15 protein-coding genes and 2 pseudogenes are annotated in these 16,945 nt (G+C 42.9%); 1 reads left to right on the top strand and 16 read right to left on the bottom strand.

Annotated elements, in window-relative coordinates; genetic code table 11:
* Position 1: 1 nt before the first annotated feature.
* The 12 genes and pseudogenes from N482_RS00075 to N482_RS00030 form a co-directional block, all read right to left on the bottom strand.
* Complete coding sequence (locus N482_RS00075) at positions 2 to 1,336, bottom strand: ABC transporter permease (protein ID WP_063375154.1); 1,335 nt, start codon at positions 1,334 to 1,336, stop codon at positions 2 to 4.
* Position 1,337: 1 nt separating this feature from the next.
* Entirely contained in the window at positions 1,338 to 2,027 is a 690-nt protein-coding gene (locus tag N482_RS00070; RefSeq protein WP_063375153.1) for an ABC transporter ATP-binding protein, read from the bottom strand.
* Between the two features lie 342 nt (positions 2,028 to 2,369).
* On the bottom strand, positions 2,370 to 3,578 hold the full coding sequence (locus N482_RS00065; RefSeq protein ID WP_063375152.1) for an ABC transporter permease: 1,209 nt from the start codon (positions 3,576 to 3,578) through the stop codon (positions 2,370 to 2,372).
* A gap of 11 nt (positions 3,579 to 3,589) precedes the next feature.
* Positions 3,590 to 4,855, bottom strand: a complete 1,266-nt coding sequence (locus N482_RS00060) for an ABC transporter permease (protein WP_231100751.1) — start codon at positions 4,853 to 4,855, stop codon at positions 3,590 to 3,592.
* A gap of 74 nt (positions 4,856 to 4,929) precedes the next feature.
* On the bottom strand, positions 4,930 to 5,619 hold the full coding sequence (locus tag N482_RS00055) for an ABC transporter ATP-binding protein (protein ID WP_063375151.1): 690 nt from the start codon (positions 5,617 to 5,619) through the stop codon (positions 4,930 to 4,932).
* 304 nt (positions 5,620 to 5,923) lie between these two features.
* Positions 5,924 to 6,049: a hypothetical protein gene (locus tag N482_RS25830; protein ID WP_269202092.1), complete on the bottom strand. Its 126-nt coding sequence runs from the start codon at positions 6,047 to 6,049 to the stop codon at positions 5,924 to 5,926.
* Positions 6,036 to 6,248 carry an ATP-binding cassette domain-containing protein gene (locus tag N482_RS25825; RefSeq protein ID WP_196763612.1) on the bottom strand — a complete coding sequence of 71 codons (213 nt, stop codon included), beginning with the start codon at positions 6,246 to 6,248 and terminating at the stop codon, positions 6,036 to 6,038. Before N482_RS25825 ends, N482_RS25830 begins: the two co-directional genes overlap by 14 nt.
* 139 nt (positions 6,249 to 6,387) lie before the next feature.
* Positions 6,388 to 6,552: pseudogene (locus tag N482_RS25820) on the bottom strand (ATP-binding cassette domain-containing protein); the annotation flags it as partial.
* Between the two features lie 469 nt (positions 6,553 to 7,021).
* Positions 7,022 to 9,649, bottom strand: coding sequence for a methionine synthase (metH, locus tag N482_RS00045; RefSeq protein ID WP_063375150.1), 2,628 nt, complete (start codon positions 9,647 to 9,649; stop codon positions 7,022 to 7,024).
* An 11-nt stretch (positions 9,650 to 9,660) separates the two neighbouring features.
* Positions 9,661 to 10,683 (bottom strand): homocysteine S-methyltransferase family protein, encoded by a 1,023-nt coding sequence (locus N482_RS00040; protein ID WP_419555000.1) that lies wholly within the window; start codon positions 10,681 to 10,683, stop codon positions 9,661 to 9,663.
* A 58-nt stretch (positions 10,684 to 10,741) separates the two neighbouring features.
* Positions 10,742 to 11,689: a homoserine O-succinyltransferase gene (locus tag N482_RS00035; protein ID WP_063375148.1), complete on the bottom strand. Its 948-nt coding sequence runs from the start codon at positions 11,687 to 11,689 to the stop codon at positions 10,742 to 10,744.
* Positions 11,690 to 11,976: 287 nt separating this feature from the next.
* Positions 11,977 to 12,168 (bottom strand): hypothetical protein, encoded by a 192-nt coding sequence (locus N482_RS00030; protein ID WP_063375147.1) that lies wholly within the window; start codon positions 12,166 to 12,168, stop codon positions 11,977 to 11,979.
* A gap of 185 nt (positions 12,169 to 12,353) precedes the next feature.
* Here N482_RS00030 and N482_RS00025 point away from each other — a divergent pair, with 185 nt between their 5' ends.
* Positions 12,354 to 13,241, top strand: coding sequence for a DMT family transporter (locus tag N482_RS00025; protein WP_231100750.1), 888 nt, complete (start codon positions 12,354 to 12,356; stop codon positions 13,239 to 13,241).
* A gap of 164 nt (positions 13,242 to 13,405) precedes the next feature.
* Here N482_RS00025 and N482_RS23930 read toward each other — a convergent pair whose 3' ends face one another.
* The 4 genes and pseudogenes from N482_RS23930 to N482_RS25065 form a co-directional block, all read right to left on the bottom strand.
* Positions 13,406 to 14,416, bottom strand: a complete 1,011-nt coding sequence (locus tag N482_RS23930) for a phage late control D family protein (RefSeq protein WP_081227589.1) — start codon at positions 14,414 to 14,416, stop codon at positions 13,406 to 13,408.
* A 6-nt stretch (positions 14,417 to 14,422) separates the two neighbouring features.
* Positions 14,423 to 14,635, bottom strand: a complete 213-nt coding sequence (locus N482_RS00015; protein ID WP_063375145.1) for a tail protein X — start codon at positions 14,633 to 14,635, stop codon at positions 14,423 to 14,425.
* A complete protein-coding gene (locus tag N482_RS00010; RefSeq protein WP_063375144.1) occupies positions 14,635 to 15,087 on the bottom strand; it encodes a phage tail protein in 453 nt (150 codons plus the stop codon). The genes N482_RS00015 and N482_RS00010 overlap by 1 nt, the downstream gene beginning before the upstream one ends.
* A gap of 36 nt (positions 15,088 to 15,123) precedes the next feature.
* Positions 15,124 to 16,945, bottom strand: a pseudogene (locus N482_RS25065) (phage tail protein); the annotation flags it as partial.

The following is a 16,945-nucleotide window of genomic DNA, read 5'->3' as shown; positions in this document are numbered from 1 at the left end:
CCTACAAACTCTTTAACTGGCTAGATGGCTGTATTAAGCTTGCGCGATAGATCGGCCACAGACCAAATAAAACAGAGGTGCTCATAGCCAAACCAATCGTGCCAACCATGAGGTAAATATCCATGGTCATCACATTTTTGTGTAAGTTCGAAAACATGTCAGTTAATACCGATAACCCTACTTGGGCCAAAAGAAGGCCAATTACACCGCCAACAAATCCAATAAATATTAATTCAAACCCAAATTGAATAATGATGTCTTTTTTACTTGCGCCAACCGCTCTACGCAGGCCAATCTCGCCCCCTTTGCCATGAAACTTAGTCATCATTAAGCTCATTACATTACACAAACATGCCAGCAAAAATGCCAATGCAAACCCAATTCCCATTATGTTTTCTTTACTTACTGCGCCTTCCTTTTCTAAGTATTCAGTCACCGACATAAGCCTATTAGGTTCTGGTCGCGTAAATCGACCAACTTGCTTTTGTTCTTCTGAATAGTCAGATAAGAAGTGAAAGTAATCGTCTTTTTTGTCTACAGTGTCGAACTCAACCCACATATAAAGCCATACGCATTCAGAAAGTAACACTTGTGCTAATGTAGAACTAGGCGCATCCCCCCAACATGACCACCCCATTGAAGTCGGTGAAAAAAGCTCATTGCGAATTTGCGACTCCAGTGGAACAAAGTAGTTAAGAGTAGATTGATACATTAAGTATCTGTGAGTATAAAAGCGTGGCGTAGGCTGCCAGTCATCAATAACGCCAACTACGCGATAGAGCAATGTGCCGACCAATACATCCTGACCGACAGAGTTTATTCCACCAAATAAGCGGTCATTTTCATGCTTAGACAATACAATAACTTGTTCACCAGTTTGATCGGCCTCTTTGCTCCACGTGCCGCCGTGAATAAATGGCGCATCAAACACATCAAAAAAATCACGGGTAGTAGAACGCACAGGGTGGAACTGGGCATCGCGAACATCCATTGCTTCTGCTCGGATCATGTCCGAAAACTGCGTAAATAATGCATGCTTATCAGCTTTATCTGCTTGTAGCAACGCCATTGCATCTTGATAGGTCAAAGTGCTGGGAATATCATTTTTACCATTTCGTCGATAACCATAGGGCTGAGTGGGATCCCATGAATTCAAGTGTACCATAGCAACCCGCTCACTTTTGTGCGGCAGAGGGTTTTGCGCCATCATATATCCGACGGTAACTGTTATCATCGCAGCTGTGATGCCAATGGCAATCGTGCCTATCATGAGAAAACTCAACAGCGGCGTTTTTCTCAAACTAAGCCATGCCAATTTGATGTAATAACTAACCATATTAATCCCTATGCAGTAGTGAAACCTGATGTTCAGATAAATGACCATCTCGTATTTCAATAATGCGGCTAGCCTGTTTCGCTTGTTCCATATCGTGTGTCACCATCAAAATACTGGTTCCTTGTTTATTTATGTCCTTCAATAAAGACATAATTCCATCAGCCATTTTTGAGTCTAGATTTCCAGTTGGTTCATCTGCCAACAAGAGTGACGGACTACCTGCTAACGCTCTGGTAATTGCAACGCGCTGCTGCTGCCCACCAGATAACTGTTGTGGATAGTGCGACTTCCTTCCTGCAAGCCCTACTTTTTCCAAAGCTTCATGGACACGTTGCGCACGCTCTTTTGAACTAAAGTGCCGATAACGTAAAGGCATCTCTACATTGTCAAACAGGTTTAGTTCAGGTATGAGATTAAAACTCTGAAAAACAAATCCTATCTTTTGATTTCTCAATGACGATTTATGGTTGTCTGATAAGCCTGTCACATCTTTACCGCCCAAATAATACTGGCCTTCAGAGTAATCCTCTAACAGCCCTGCAATATTTAAGAATGTGGTTTTACCAGAACCAGAGGGACCTACAATAGAGACGAAATCACCTTGCTCAATATCTAAATCGAATGGTTGAAGAGCTTGAGTTTTTAAGGTGTTTGTAAAAAATGACTTTGCAATTCCTCGCATTTTTAACATTTTATATCCTTTAATTTATTCACTCGTCGTTGTAAACAGCATCTCACTATATTTTATGTATTCGTAGGCAATGAAAAAAGAACATAGCTTGCAGCCTCTTTTTGACTTATGTGGCTGTCACGACTTAATTGCCCAGTTTAAGTACCCAAAAAAATCCGAGTTATTGTAATTGAAAAACATTAAATAGAACACAAATTTAATTAAAAATTCACGTTTAATTAAAATTTTAATTACCCGTAAAATAAGCAACTGAACAGGAAGTTTATTAAGGCTTTTAGGCACCAGAAAGATTAAAGGAGAACGATAGAAGAATGAGGCCCAGATGAACTGAGCCCGATAGCATTAGACGGAGCGAGTCGCTTCTGCAGGTGAAACACTTGCAGCACGAATTGCAGGCTGTAAAACCGCGAGCATACCAGCACCAAAAATAATGAAGCTCCCATATACTAAGTAAATACCAGGGACTGGCGACAAGTGAAAATGCGATACTAATAAATTGTTCGCTAAAATCGCAAATACAACCCCTAAGGCAATACCCAACAGATTTATTACCGTATTTTCGAGTATATAATAGCGCACAATTGCCATTCGACTCGCGCCCAATGCTCTGCGCGTACCTATTTGCTTACGCCTTTTTAAAATGCTAAATCGTGTCTGTCCAAATACGCCTAACATTGTTATTAGCGATAATCCAATCACGACAGCTTTTAAAGTACTATATGCCGCGACTTGAGAACGATAAGCTCTTTCTCTCGACTCGGTTAACATCTCTAAGTGATCGACGGTACGGTTGGGTTCTTGCATAATTACCCCCATTACATCTTGTATACTTTTGTCTGTATTTGAGCCTTGCACTCGAACCAACAATGACACTTCAGATGAAATAAGTGAAGTTGAGAATAGGATGTTATAGCTCCTATTTTTCCAGTAGCTCCATGGGCCTATCAGATGCTCAACCACTCCTTGTACGATCTGGGCTTCATTTTTAAGGTAAATTGTCTCACCTAACGCCGCTTGCCAATCATTTGGGAACAGCTGCTCAGCCAGCGCTTTACTAATTACGATACCTGAAGGGACATCCAGTCCAAATTGAAACAAACTTCTCTCATCCTCAGCTTGGAACCCTTGTCCTGCTATAAGTTTTAGACCCATAGTTTCAAGTGCATCGTAACTGCCTGTATAAAATGCTGCTTTAGTGACAAACCCTTCAGCATTGCGATCTAACCTAATTTCATGCCCTATTCCCCGCTCAGAAAATGGGATAGAGCTCAAAGTTACTGCGCTCTTAACACTGTCTAATGATTTAACCGCCTCGAGATCCCGAAATAAACTTGTTTTCATTTCCTCAGGTGTACCATGCAAAGACATTTGAAACCAAAATAACTCACTTTCAGCTAAACCACTGGGCACGTTTATTTCTTCATGTTTTTGTAACAGCATAAAAACCGCATTGACCAATATTGTAAATGTCACGGCAATTTGCAGTAAAAGGAGCAATGGGCCTGTTTTTGCCCGTAGTAAAGACTTGATTATCGGTTTTAAATCTTTCATCTCATTGCTCCCTACAAACTTTTCAAATGGCTTGAAGGTTGAATTTGGCAAGCTCTATAAATAGGGTAAAGACCAAAAATCGAACTAGAGAACACCGACAATGCAACTGTAAGCACCATGAGCTCAAAGTTCATTTCCATAAGCTCTGCATGTAAATGACTATATACCTGTGCTGTAATGTGTAACCCTAGCTGCGCTAACATCAACCCTATGATACCTCCGCAAAGCCCGACAATGATAGTTTCACAGCTAAATTGACACGCAATATTTACCTTGCTAGCCCCCACCGCACGCCTTAAGCCAACTTCGGTACCTTTACCGTGAAACTTGGTCATCATCAAACTCATACTATTAAGCAAACAGGCAATTAAAAATGCAACAGCTAACCAAACCGCAATATTACCATCTTCTTTAATTACTTCATTATATTCAATGTATTCAGATACACTCATCATCCGATTCATTTGCTCACGCTGAAAGCGTCCCATCGACCGCTGCTCTTGAGCGTAGTTATTGATATAAGCAAGGTAATCATCGCGCTTATCCGCTGAGCTCAACTCAACCCAGTAAAACAACCAAACACATTCGGATGATTTTACGGACTCCAAGTCAACAAAATTGGCTTCACCCCAACAATAAACACTACCATCCGTCCCTGATAGCCAGTTATTGTTTACGCTAGATTGGAAAGGGATAAATACATTTCTGGGCTCGATATAGGCTTCACTTCGAGTGGTATAAAAGCGAGGTAGCGGCGTCCAGTCATCTAATACACCAACGACTCGATATATTACCCCCCCTATGAGAACCTCTTTTCCAAGCGAGTTCTCCCCTCGGAACAACTGCTGATTTTTCTTTTTCGATAGTACGACAACAGGATTGCCTTCACTGTCATCTCCAGTACTCCAAGGAGAACCATATAAGAAAGGCACGTCAAGCATACTAAAAAATTCATGTGTCGTTGGCCTAATATATGTCATTGTCGCCATACCGGAAGGCTGTTCCCCAGCTCTCACCATCGCTTTATGAAAACTAATAATTGTTTGTTTATCAGCTTTTTTATCTGCATATAAGTTTGTAGCGTCCTGATAGGTCAAATAAATGGGAATATCTTCTTTGCCATCTTTCAACTTATAGGACATATTGGGATCCCAACTACTGAGGTGCACGGTGAAAAGACGGTCACTTTTCCCGGGGACAGGGTCCTGAGTCATCATATAATTGACCGTGTAGGTGACCATAGTAGCAGCAATACCTATTGCGATTATCGCAATCATTAAAAAACTCAACAGAGGCGTTTTCTTGATGCTAAGAAGTGCAAGCTTAAAATAATAACGCAACATGTCTAATCTCACGCCACCACTTTTTGCGAAGCTAAGCCTTCAGTAAGTACGCCATCTTTGATTTCAATAATGCGATCAGCTTGATGGGCTTGCTCTAAGTCATGTGTCACCATCAAAATGCTGGTACCTGACGCATTTATATCTTTTAACAAAGACATAATGCCATCAGCCATATTCGAATCTAGATTACCCGTAGGCTCATCCGCAAGTAAGAATGATGGAGAGCCTGTTAGTGCTCTCGCAATAGCGACTCGTTGTTGTTGACCACCGGAGAGTTGTTGAGGGTAATGAGCTTGCCTGCTCGCTAGGCCAACTTTAGTTAAAGCATCAACCACTCGTTGCTTGCGCTCTTTTGCAGAAAATGAGCGATAACGTAAAGGCATTTCAACATTGTCGAATACGTTTAATTCAGGTATCAAGTTAAAACTCTGAAATATAAAGCCAACTTGCTCATTTCGTAAGCGTGATTTTTGAGTGTCGCTCAAATTGGTAACATCTTGATTGTTAAGGTAATAACTCCCCTCTGTGTAACCTTCTAATAAGCCAGTGATATTCAGAAAAGTCGTTTTCCCAGAACCTGAAGGGCCAACAACTGATACAAACTCCCCTGCTTCAATCTCTAAATTAAACGGTTGTAAGGCCTGTGTTTTAACCGTATCAGTTACGTATATTTTGGCAACGTTTGACATTTTTAACATTATTATTCCTTGTAGCTATTGCTTACTAATTGAGGACTTTCCATCGTCCAAATGTTCTAAATTGCTAATTTTTAAGCTAAGTAATAGTAACGCCTACTTAGCAACCTTAACAGTGTATGACACCTTATATACCTAAAGATATCACGCTCTGAAAGATACATAAATAAAACCTCAAAGTCACCAAAATAAAACATTAATTTAATATGGTTATGTGCTTTTTTTGTTAATAAACATAGTTCTAACCATCGCTCAAAGAACCCCAAAAGGGAACTTCAATTCTTTCATGTACAGCATAGGGACATCTTCAACCTATCGCTTCTGCGCGCCAACGCGCTGCATAATGTATGCCGCTGCGCTCTTTCAAGATGCCACCCCTGATTTCAATAGTACGCTTTGCTCTCATTGCTAAATTTAGGTCATGCGTTACCATCAACAGTTGTCTCCTGATTATTGAAACTTTTCAGATAGTTCATGATTTTTTCGGCTTTGCTTGAGTCTAGACTACCAGTAGGCTCATCTGCTAACACAATGGCAGGCTCTCCCACTAGCGCACGTGCGATTGCAGCTCTTTGTTGTTGGCCCCCAGAAAGTTGATGCGGCTTGTGATGTGCACGACTCGTAAGACACACTTTTTACAACATATCCATAACTCGGCTCTTTCGCTGAGAGCGTTCTATATCGTAAAGGTACTTCAACATTGTCGTAAACAGACATAAAGCCTATCTTGGCATTTCTTAGCCGCGACTTGTGCCTGTCATTAAGAGGTAAAATTGATTTTCCGTCCAATTGGTATTGCCCCTTACAAGGGAGCTCTAGTAGACCTAATATATTTAAGAATGTCGTCTTATCTGAGCCTGAAGGGCCCACAATAGAAATGAATTCACCTTGTTCAATTTCAAGATTGAATGACTGTAAAGCCTGTGTTTGAATCATATCCGTCGTATAGGTTTTTGACACCCCTAACATGTTAAGCATATACATTACTTCCTAGCCTAATATATTTTAAAAGAAATGATTTTGACACGTGTATATATACACTCGGATTCACAACTTAAATAGTGCCGATTATTCTTTGACTTAGCTGCTTTTTATTGTCATTTAATAGATTGAAATACGTGATTAAATTTCATTTTATACCTAACTGTTCCTTTCCAAAAGATACACAAAGGGCCAACGTAAGTCACGATAAAACATTAAGAAAAGTAGTCATATATAAATGGGTTGGAACATTTCGGAAAACTCGATTAATTCACAAACAAAGACCTAGAACGTAAAAAATAACCATACTAATTGACTATGCCTATTAAATCCCTGTTGTATGGCGCTATTTATCCTCACGACTAGACAACAGCAATACAAGACGCCAACCCTGTATTACTGCTACTCAAAATCTCCAACCTTGTTATACTCCATACCCCAAGTTAGGAGACAGCCAACGCTCAGCTTCTTCTAAAGACATATTGCTGCGTTTTGCGTAGTCTTCAACTTGATCTTTTTGAATTGCAGCAACAGCAAAATATTTTGAGTCTGGGTGTGAGAAATACCAACCAGAAACAGCGGCTCCGGGCCACATTGCATATGAACTTGTGAGCTTCATACCAATACGGCTTTCGACGTCTAATAGCTCCCAGATTTTGTGCTTTTCGGTATGCTCTGGACATGCTGGATACCCAGGTGCAGGTCGAATTCCTTGGTAATTTTCACGGATCAGCTCTTCATTAGTGAGGTCTTCGTCCACTGCAAACCCCCAATACTCTTTACGCACTTGCTCATGCAAGTACTCAGCAAATGCTTCTGCTAACCTGTCCGCAACCGCTTTGACCATGATCTTGTTGTAATCGTCTTGCTGCGCATCAAAAGCATCAGCGAGATCATCTTCTTCAAGTCCACCAGTTACAGCGAAGGCACCAAAGTAGTCATCAACCCCTTTAGGCGCAACGTAATCAGCGAGACAGTAATTTGGAAAGTCTGTCTTTTCTGTTTGCTGACGAAGCTGAGAAGAACGTAATAATACTTCTGAGCGCGACTCATCTTTATAGATTTCAATGTCGTCTTCCACACGATTAGCCGGGAATAACCCTATGACACCGAGAGGTTGCAGCGTGCCGCTACGCTCTAAATCATCCAGCATCGTATTGGCATCTGCAAATAGATTCTGAGCTTCTTCCCCGACAATTTCATCCTCAAGGATACGCGGATACTTACCCGCTAGTGACCACGTCATAAAGTACGGAGTCCAATCGATATACGCTCGTAACGTCTTGATGCTCACATTTTTAAATTCGGTGACCCCTAACTTTTTCGGCTTGGGTGGGATGTAATTATCCCAATCAAGTTTAACGGCGTTATCACGTGCACGCGCTAAGGTAACAGGCTTTGAACGCGGTTTTTTGCGCGCTTGCTGTTCACGTACTTTGACATATTCATTGGCAGTTTTTTCTAAAAACACTGGCTTTTGCGTAGCACTGAGTAAACTTGATACGACACCAACGGCCCTGCTGGCATTGTTTACGTAAATCACCCCCTTGTCATACTGAGGCTCAATCTTAACCGCATTATGTGCCTTAGATGTTGTTGCTCCGCCGATCAATAATGGGATTTCAAAACCGCGACGAGTCATTTCTTTTGCCACATGCACCATCTCATCCAGCGATGGTGTGATAAGGCCAGACAGCCCTATCACATCTGCATTTTCTTCAATGGCAGTTTGTAATATTTTTTCAGCTGGTACCATTACGCCAAGGTCGACTACTTCATAGTTGTTACACTGAAGTACCACTCCTACAATATTTTTGCCGATATCATGCACGTCACCTTTCACGGTCGCCATGATGATTTTACCATTACTGGTACCTTCTTCTTTTTCCGCTTCAATAAATGGGTCAAGATAAGCAACTGCACGCTTCATTACTCGAGCCGACTTCACAACCTGAGGCAAGAACATCTTACCAGCACCAAATAAATCCCCGACCACGTTCATGCCGTCCATTAATGGGCCTTCGATAACCTGAATAGGTTTATCAAAACTCAATCGGCATTCTTCGGTATCTTCTTCTATGTATTCAGTGATGCCCTTTACCAATGCTTGCTCAAGTCGCTTAGTAACAGGCCAAGTGCGCCACTCTAGATCTTCTTTCTTCTCAGCCTGTGCCATACCTGAATATTTAGGGGCAATATCAACAAGGCGCTCACCAGCCCCAGGATCGATATTGAGTATCACGTCTTCAACGGCATTTCGGAGCTCTAGAGGAATATCATCATAAACAGCTAACTGACTGGCATTTACGATACCCATGTCCATACCTGCTTTTATCGCATGGTATAAAAACACCGAGTGAATGGCTTCACGAACCGGATTATTACCGCGAAATGAGAATGATACGTTGGACACACCACCAGAAACCTTACAATGTGGCAGGTTTTGTTTAATTCGGCGTGTCCCTTCAATAAATTCGACTGCGTAGTTATCATGCTCCTCAATCCCTGTTGCAACCGCGAAGATATTGGGGTCAAATATGATATCCTCTGGCGGAAAACCTAGCTCATCCACTAAAATTTTATAAGAGCGCTCACAGATCGCATACTTACGGTCTGCGGTCTCGGCTTGGCCCACTTCATCGAAAGCCATTACCACAACCGCAGCGCCAAAACGCTTTAAGACTTTTGCTTGCTTTACAAAAGGCTCTCTACCCTCTTTAAGAGAGATAGAATTAACGATTGCTTTACCCTGAATACACTTAAGGCCCGCTACGATGACATCCCACTTTGACGAGTCAACCATGATTGGGACCTTAGAGATCTCCGGCTCAGATGCTATCAAGTTGAGGAATTTTACCATGGCCATTTTAGAGTCCAACATGGCTTCATCCATATTGATATCAATGACCTGTGCGCCGCCTTCTACTTGCTCTCTGGCAACTTCTAGTGCAGTTTCATAGTCTTCCTCTAAAATTAGGCGCTTAAATCGCGCCGAACCTGTGACATTGGTTCTCTCGCCAACATTTGTAAAAATGGCTGTAGATTGCGTCATAGTGATACTTCCTAATTCAGGTTACAGGCTTCTAAACCTGATAAGCGCATGCGAACGTCGAGATCGGGCAGTTGACGAGGCCTAACATCAGCAAGCTTGTCAGCAAATGCTTTGATATGTTCAGGCGTGGTTCCACAGCAACCGCCCACTATGTTGATAAAGCTTTCTTTGCCCCAATCAACTATCTCCAAACTCATTTCATCGGCTTCAAGGTCATATTCACCAAACTCATTGGGTAAGCCTGCGTTCGGGTGCACGGAGGTGAAAGTTTCACATACGCGTGCCAACTCTTCTACATACGGGCGAAGTAAGTCAGGGCCTAGCGCGCAATTTAAGCCAATGGAAATTGGTTTTATATGGCGAATTGAGTTGTAAAAAGCTTCTGTCGTTTGACCTGATAAAGTCCTACCAGATGCATCCGTGATAGTACCTGAAATCATCACTGGCAATCGAACGCCAGCTTGTTCAAATGCTTCTTCAACCCCATAAGCTGCTGCTTTCGCATTAAGCGTATCGAAAATAGTTTCGATAAGAATTAAATGCGCCCCGCCTTCTATCAGGGCAAGTGTTGATTCTATATACGCTTCCACCAGCGCATCAAACGTAATATTACGATAACCTGGATCGTTTACATCAGGAGAGATTGAACAGGTTTTTGACGTTGGGCCCAGCACTCCGCCTACATAACGCGGCTTACTGGGATCTTTAGCTGTAAACTCATCACACACCTCACGTGCTAACTTTGCCGATTCAAAGTTTATCTCACGGCTTAAACTCGCCATGTCATAATCTTCCATAGAAATAGTCGTCGAATTGAAGGTGTTTGTTTCAATAATGTCCGCCCCTGCTTCGAGATACTCTCTGTGAATTTGTCGAATCACTGCGGGCTGCGTCAAACTCAATAAATCATTATTACCCTTAATCAGTACATGCCAATCCTTGAAGCGCTCACCGCGATAGTCTTCTTCTTCAAACTTGTGTTTTTGGATCATAGTACCCATCGCGCCATCTAATATAACAATGCGTTTTTGCATGATTTTTTTCAGGGCATCAGATACTGCTTGGCCATCAACTGGCTCAAATGGCACGCTGTTATTCAGCATAATTGTTAGTCCTTACGTCTTGGCTAACGAGATTAATATCGTAGGGGGTTGTTTGGTACACATAGTAGTTTAACCAATTTGAGAATAATAAAAAGGCATGGCTCTGCCAGGTTTTTGATGGCTTGACACCATGATCATCATTGGGGAAATAATTCTCAGGTTTAAGCGCATTGACGTCGTTGAGTAAATCTCGCTGGTATTCTTTTTGTAGCGTATCCGCATCATACTCTGGGTGACCCGTGATATACACTTGACTACCGGTTTTGTTTTTCAATAGATAAGCTCCAACCTTTTGCGAGCCAGCTAAGGCGACTAAGTCCTTGCAGCTATTGATCTGCTCAATATCAATATGCCCATAACGGGAATGTGGCACTAAAAACTCATCGTCAAAACCGCGCGTAAGCGCCCCGTGCTCAAAATACACTTGATGCTTAAATACACCACACAATTTATTTTCTTTAAGTGCTCTTTTTAAGCCATGATGATGGAATAAGCCCGCATGTGCGGCCCAACAAGAAAACAAAGTTGAGGTGACATGGTGCTCCGCCCAATCAAAAAACTCTTGTAATTCTTGCCAGTAGATAACGTCGCTGTATTCGAGATGTGCTAAGGGTGCGCCCGTCACAATCAAAGCATCATAATTCTGCTCTTTCACTTCAGAGAAGTAACGATAGAACATGTTTAGATGCTGCTCTGAGTTCTCAGAGCTACGGTGTGTGTCTAAACGTAACAAATCCACATTCACTTGCAGCGGCGAATTTGCCAGCAAACGAATAAACTGCACTTCGGTCTCTACCTTATTGGGCATTAAATTCAGTATAGCTAACCGCATAGGACGGATTTCTTGAGACAAAGCTCGACTTTTGGGCATTACAAATACATTTTCATGTCGCAGCCTTGCAATGGCAGGTAATTCGTCTTTTACGGTGATAGGCATGAGACTCTTCCCCAGTGAAGCATAAATTAGCGAAAACTATATAGCTTGCCATTATGAACGAAAGCCCAAAAAATTCAACTTCTAGATGTACAGACGTCCAAATGAAAGGGTAATAATGCTTTGCGCTCGTGAATACAGCGCGTATCTCGCAAAAATAGAAAAGTTTGGGGGTTGTCGTAGTTAGATGTGAAGAATAAAGGTAGGCAGGCGAAGAAAAAGGCGTATTGAGAAACAAAGTGATAAAGGGTGCCCTGTGAGTAGCACCCTGTTTTTATGCAAGTAGAGGATTAACCAACATAACCATAAGCTAACACTATCGCTAAGATGAGACCTGCTGAAGAAAAGATACCGTATTCAATACTCACCTTCAGGCGATCGGCCCCTTCTTGATTTGACTCAGAAAATGCCATGAGCAAACAAGAAACGAACATACAAAAGCTGAAGAGAATTAAATTTACTTGAATTGCATCGAAAATCATATTGTTCTCCAATGGGTGGCAAAGCGACCACGTTAAGCTAACGACTATGTCTACGAAACAAAGTGTAGCAAGAAACCTTTTAAACTTTCAATAAAAACTGAAAGTTTAAAACCACATCTTTAATTGTTGCATCCGTAAGCAAAAAGATTACAGTACAACCAATTAAAAAGAACAATAAGATAATTATGGGTATTGGAGAGGTAGCTGCTTTCACTGCGGCGGCGGTGTGGGCATTTTCAACTCTGCTTTATAAACGCTTTAGTCACCATTTAAATCCGTTTGAATTAAATGTAGCCAAAGGGATTATTGCATCCGTATTAATGGCAGCTGTATTGCTCTTAACTTGGGACACTCAGCTACCAACAAATCAATTCAGTTGGGGGTGGTTGATTGCCAGTGGCATTGTCGGAATAGCGATTGGAGATAGTGCTTACTTTGGTGCGCTCCGCAATATAGGTCCTGCGCGCACTTTGGTCATTGAATCACTCGCGCCAGCAATTGCAGGACTGCTCAATATTGCTCTATTGGGGGTCTTTTTGTCATTCACAGCCTGGTTAGGCATTATACTCACCACCTTAGGGGTGATCATTGCAGTAAAGCCCCATCAGGCCCTACCGGCAGTAGATCGAAACACGTACCGCAAAGGTGTTGTTTTTGCGCTCATTGCTGCAACCTGCCAAGCTGCGGGGATGGTGTTATCTAAGGGGGCGTTGAATGATCAGCAAGTCAGTAGCCTGTGGGCTGCAACCATACGTTTAGTGTCTGGCACACTGGCTGTCGCGGTTATAGTTACGGTGTTTAAACACTGCTCATTGCAACGCGCGATCACGCTAAAGGGGATAGATAGTAAAGGTTGGTTATTTACTGCGGTGTTTTTTGGCACATTCATCGGCTTATGGCTGCAATTGATTTCGGTAAACAACACGGATCCAGCTATTGCACAAACCATTTTTTCTGCCGCACCACTGATGGTGATGACAATGAGCTTAATACGCAAAGAGCATATTACACGCAATATGGTATTGGGTGGGGTATTGGCGTTTGGTGGGATAGTTTTACTATTGAGTGGGTAGGAATAAATTTAGGAAAGAGGCCATCTCAGTTAGCCTGTGCATAGAGCAATACATGTGAGCAGACTAACTGGATGGCCTTGGAGGTAGGAGGTATGGAAGGGTAAGCATCGCAAGAATAGCGACACGATATGAAATTATTCATTAACGAATAACGCAAGATGCGCTTATTCGGCCAAAGCTTCGCAGCTCACATAAGAGTAATACCCTTGGCCATTAATCACGTGTTCAACTTCGTTAACGTACCAACGACCGTTAATTTCGTCCGCGACGTCTTCAATTTCAACTACGCCACCAGCAACAATGTCCGGTTTTCCAAAAGTGTGTAGTTGAACCGATTTGTGGCTGCGTTTTAATTGATTAAGTTTGCTATCCGCAGCTGCCTGCGCGCTTGCTTCGTTTGCAAACACGTACGGTAGTACATGGGTTGGGGAGTTGGACCCCGCATTCACTGTCTTTAGCTCAGCAATATCAAAGTCATAGAACTTTGCTTTGACTTCACCAACAGACTTGTAATGCTGAGCGTTGAGCACCCAGCTTGTCAGCCATTTTGGCCCTAGCGCCACCTCTGGCAAAGCTCGCCCGGACAATGAACGTCCAGTCCCTTTATTCATGAAAATTAATTTGTCATTGACGATTTTCATGAATGCATCATATTGCTCCGCTAACTTTGAAAGTAGCTGCATATCGCTTTCGCTTTGCTCGATTTGAGGTAATTGAATTGGCTGATAGCTATCTGCAATACAAGGAGACAGGCCGTACTGACCTGCAATTTCTGAAATCACATCAGCAAGCATCAATGGGGCATCATCTGAGCTTGGCCAAGATTTGAACTTTAGTGTTTTTAAATTTTGATCCCAAAGAACTTTATTACCATGTATCTCCAGTGCTCTCACTGGGCCAATTAATTGATATTCACCGACACTGTATTTACCCATTTCAACGATCGGTGCGCTGTTATCGCCAGTGCCCTGTTTGTAACCCATGCCTATTTCAAGATCTTCAGCACCTTGTGGCGCAGTGACTGGCAAGCTTCCTAAGTTGTCAAACTTCACATAACAAGTATCACTTAACAGCCCTGTACGAAGGGCCACTCGTACTTCAGCAATGCGATCACGAAGCTGCGCCGCAATCTCATTGCCATTCGCTTTTACCGAGTAATGCGCCTGTAATTCCATGACAATTTACTCCCAAATATTAATCTCTTTACGTACTTTCGGTTTCGGTAAATCAGGTAGAAAAATTTCTATGTTTTCTGGATAGATGGGACCTAGTTCAGCCAGCCCATAATTTGCTTCTAAAACGCGCTCAACTAGGCCCGAACTGCGTCCATAATGACGAAAACAGATTAGATCTAAGCAGTCTCCGTCTCGTGTGACGTATGTTACACCACTCATTATTTGGCTCCTTCGTTTCCGTCATAGCGGGAAAGCTTCATTGTAAATTGAATTTCTCGAGGAATGCCGTCGTTTAAAAATAGGGTACGTGTCTCATTAATATCGGTGATGACCCATTTGTCTAGTACGCGCCCTACACTTGGACTTGATTTACCACTTTCCTCTACGTATGTTAGTGTTAATGGCTCACCTTTTGCGGCTTCAGCACGCATCTTATCCAATTGCTTCAAGCCATCTTTAACCAGCTGTGGAAAGATGGTTCCTTCAATTTCAATCTCTTGCTTGCCCACACCCACGAACTGCTGCACAGGTGTTGCTTGGTCAGTTTGCGTGTCGAGCGTTTTCCAGCGGTACTGTGTATTAAACTGGATTTTTTGATATGCAGCAGTACTCACAGAAAACTTGTATTTACCTAGCTGCATCATGTAATTGGCATGATTTATCTTTGCCATTGAAAGCCCTCTTTAAAAAGCTTAAGGGGAGACCCCTTAAGCTACTTCGTTGTAATACCGCGCACGATAATCTCGCACAGCTTGCTGTTGCTGCTGCTCCAGTATTTGCTTAACCTGGATAGCAATGTCCTGTGCTTTCTCATCCCCGTTCGTATTTACCGTAATATTGGCATTAACCGTGACACTGCCTGCAAACTCCTTAGATTGCACATCGCTGGTAATTTGAGATTGCACACGACCTTGTTGAGCTAAAGACTCAGGCTTACTCACTGGCAAAGCCTTTGCTGTCACCTTCTGTTTCGGCTGTTCAGTCTCATCGCCACCAAACAAGCTAGCAAAGAAATTACCACCGACTTGGGACATCGCCGCATTTGTTAAATAACCAGCAACAGGACCCAGGAATTTTCCATACTTAGGAATTTTCCCGACTAAGTGTTCAACGCCTTCTGCGCTTAAAGCGCCCGTTAAAGTGCCACCGATAGTACGTGCTTTTTCTTGTGTTGATAGGTCATCATTGGCCGCTGCTTGATAAATGGTATGGCCATTCAAAGCATGTCCCAGCAACTGCGTTTGTTTAGACAATTGCGCTGACTTGCCGGCGGGTTTGCCAGATGCTGCATCTACCGCAGCCATCGTGGAGAGCACCATGTTCGCTTCATTGATGACATTGTCTTTGACAAACTGTAGCGGCGAGTCTGGCTGAGCATTTTCCACCGTACCTTGGGAAAACTGCGTTTCGGCTTGTCCATCTGCCAATGCCGCGACACTCGATGTATTAGACTCTCCTGCTGCTTGCTGGTTATCCTCTTTAGAGTCATCATCAAAGAACCAACCGCCAAGTGTATCGCCTAACCAACTGCCTGCTGATTCTCCGCCAAATGCGCCAATCGCACCACCAACAATACCGCCAAGTGCAGTGCCTATAACTGGCACTACAGAACCAATAGCTGCACCTGCAGCCGCTCCAGCTAGTGCGCCTCCCATGCCACCTACGGCGCCGCCGACACGGCTGGATTTCTCTTGCTTGCTTAAGGTGTCATCATTCAACGCGGAGTAGGCATCCATGGCGCCCATTGCAACAGTCAAAGGTGCGTTTAACTTGCCTAAGTACTTTGCAGGCCCCTTGGCCAAGCTTGACAGTACGCCACCTTTTTTACCGGCAAACTTACCTAACTTTGAAAACACCGAATCATTTGCAGCCTTAGGCGCTTTGTATGAAGTGGATGCTTTCGCTTTAGGTTGTTTTGCAGGCTTATCGCCTTTACTTTTGGCTGTTTGCTGCCCTGCTGGTTTGGATTTTCCGCCATCTAGCACTTTAAATGCTGGCTTCGCAGGATTTTTACGTTTTGGCTTATTAGATTTCGAGGGTTGATTTAATTTCGCTGCCTTTCGCTGGCTAGCATCATCACTATCACTGTGAGCGCGTTTTACTCCTTTATTCGATTTGTTACGCTTATTGTGCTTTTTCTTCGATTTCTTAGGTTTTTCTTCTTGTTCATCTCCACCGTCAAACAGTGATTCTAAACCTAAGTCACCTAAACCAAACTCCGCCAATAAGTCAGGCACAGCCCCAGTTAATGAAGATAAGTCCCCATTTATAATACCTTTAAAATCGAGCTTCTCAATCAATGCGGAGTGCTTCGAAAATAGACTCGCCGCATCTTGCAAGCCGAACGCGTTAAGCAATTCAGGTGCTTGCTGCATTAAGGAGCTGAGATCTCCTTCCAAAATCGCTTTGGTATCTAGTTTTTGTAGCGCAGGTAATGCGGCATCGAGTGTTGCGCCTACTTCACCTAACCCGGCCGCTTTAAGCAAGCCAGGAGCTGCGGACATCAAGCTTGATACATCGCCACTGGCA

Source organism: Pseudoalteromonas luteoviolacea NCIMB 1942 (assembly GCF_001625595.1).
GTDB lineage: Bacteria > Pseudomonadota > Gammaproteobacteria > Enterobacterales > Alteromonadaceae > Pseudoalteromonas > Pseudoalteromonas luteoviolacea_A.
This window is presented reverse-complemented; position numbering and strand designations above follow the sequence as displayed.

Coding starts and splice junctions, on each gene's coding strand:
- N482_RS23930 (WP_081227589.1), bottom strand. CDS start 14,416: ATGGAATTACAGGCGCATTACTCGGTAAAAGCGAATGGCAATGAGATT.
- N482_RS00025 (WP_231100750.1), top strand. CDS start 12,354: ATGGGTATTGGAGAGGTAGCTGCTTTCACTGCGGCGGCGGTGTGGGCA.
- N482_RS25830 (WP_269202092.1), bottom strand. CDS start 6,049: ATGGTAACGCATGACCTAAATTTAGCAATGAGAGCAAAGCGTACTATT.
- N482_RS00035 (WP_063375148.1), bottom strand. CDS start 11,689: ATGCCTATCACCGTAAAAGACGAATTACCTGCCATTGCAAGGCTGCGA.
- N482_RS00075 (WP_063375154.1), bottom strand. CDS start 1,336: ATGGTTAGTTATTACATCAAATTGGCATGGCTTAGTTTGAGAAAAACG.
- N482_RS00015 (WP_063375145.1), bottom strand. CDS start 14,635: ATGAGTGGTGTAACATACGTCACACGAGACGGAGACTGCTTAGATCTA.
- N482_RS00060 (WP_231100751.1), bottom strand. CDS start 4,855: ATGATTGCGATAATCGCAATAGGTATTGCTGCTACTATGGTCACCTAC.
- N482_RS00030 (WP_063375147.1), bottom strand. CDS start 12,168: ATGATTTTCGATGCAATTCAAGTAAATTTAATTCTCTTCAGCTTTTGT.
- N482_RS00010 (WP_063375144.1), bottom strand. CDS start 15,087: ATGGCAAAGATAAATCATGCCAATTACATGATGCAGCTAGGTAAATAC.
- N482_RS00070 (WP_063375153.1), bottom strand. CDS start 2,027: ATGTTAAAAATGCGAGGAATTGCAAAGTCATTTTTTACAAACACCTTA.
- N482_RS00040 (WP_419555000.1), bottom strand. CDS start 10,683: ATGCAAAAACGCATTGTTATATTAGATGGCGCGATGGGTACTATGATC.
- N482_RS00055 (WP_063375151.1), bottom strand. CDS start 5,619: ATGTTAAAAATGTCAAACGTTGCCAAAATATACGTAACTGATACGGTT.
- N482_RS00065 (WP_063375152.1), bottom strand. CDS start 3,578: ATGAAAGATTTAAAACCGATAATCAAGTCTTTACTACGGGCAAAAACA.
- metH (WP_063375150.1), bottom strand. CDS start 9,649: ATGACGCAATCTACAGCCATTTTTACAAATGTTGGCGAGAGAACCAAT.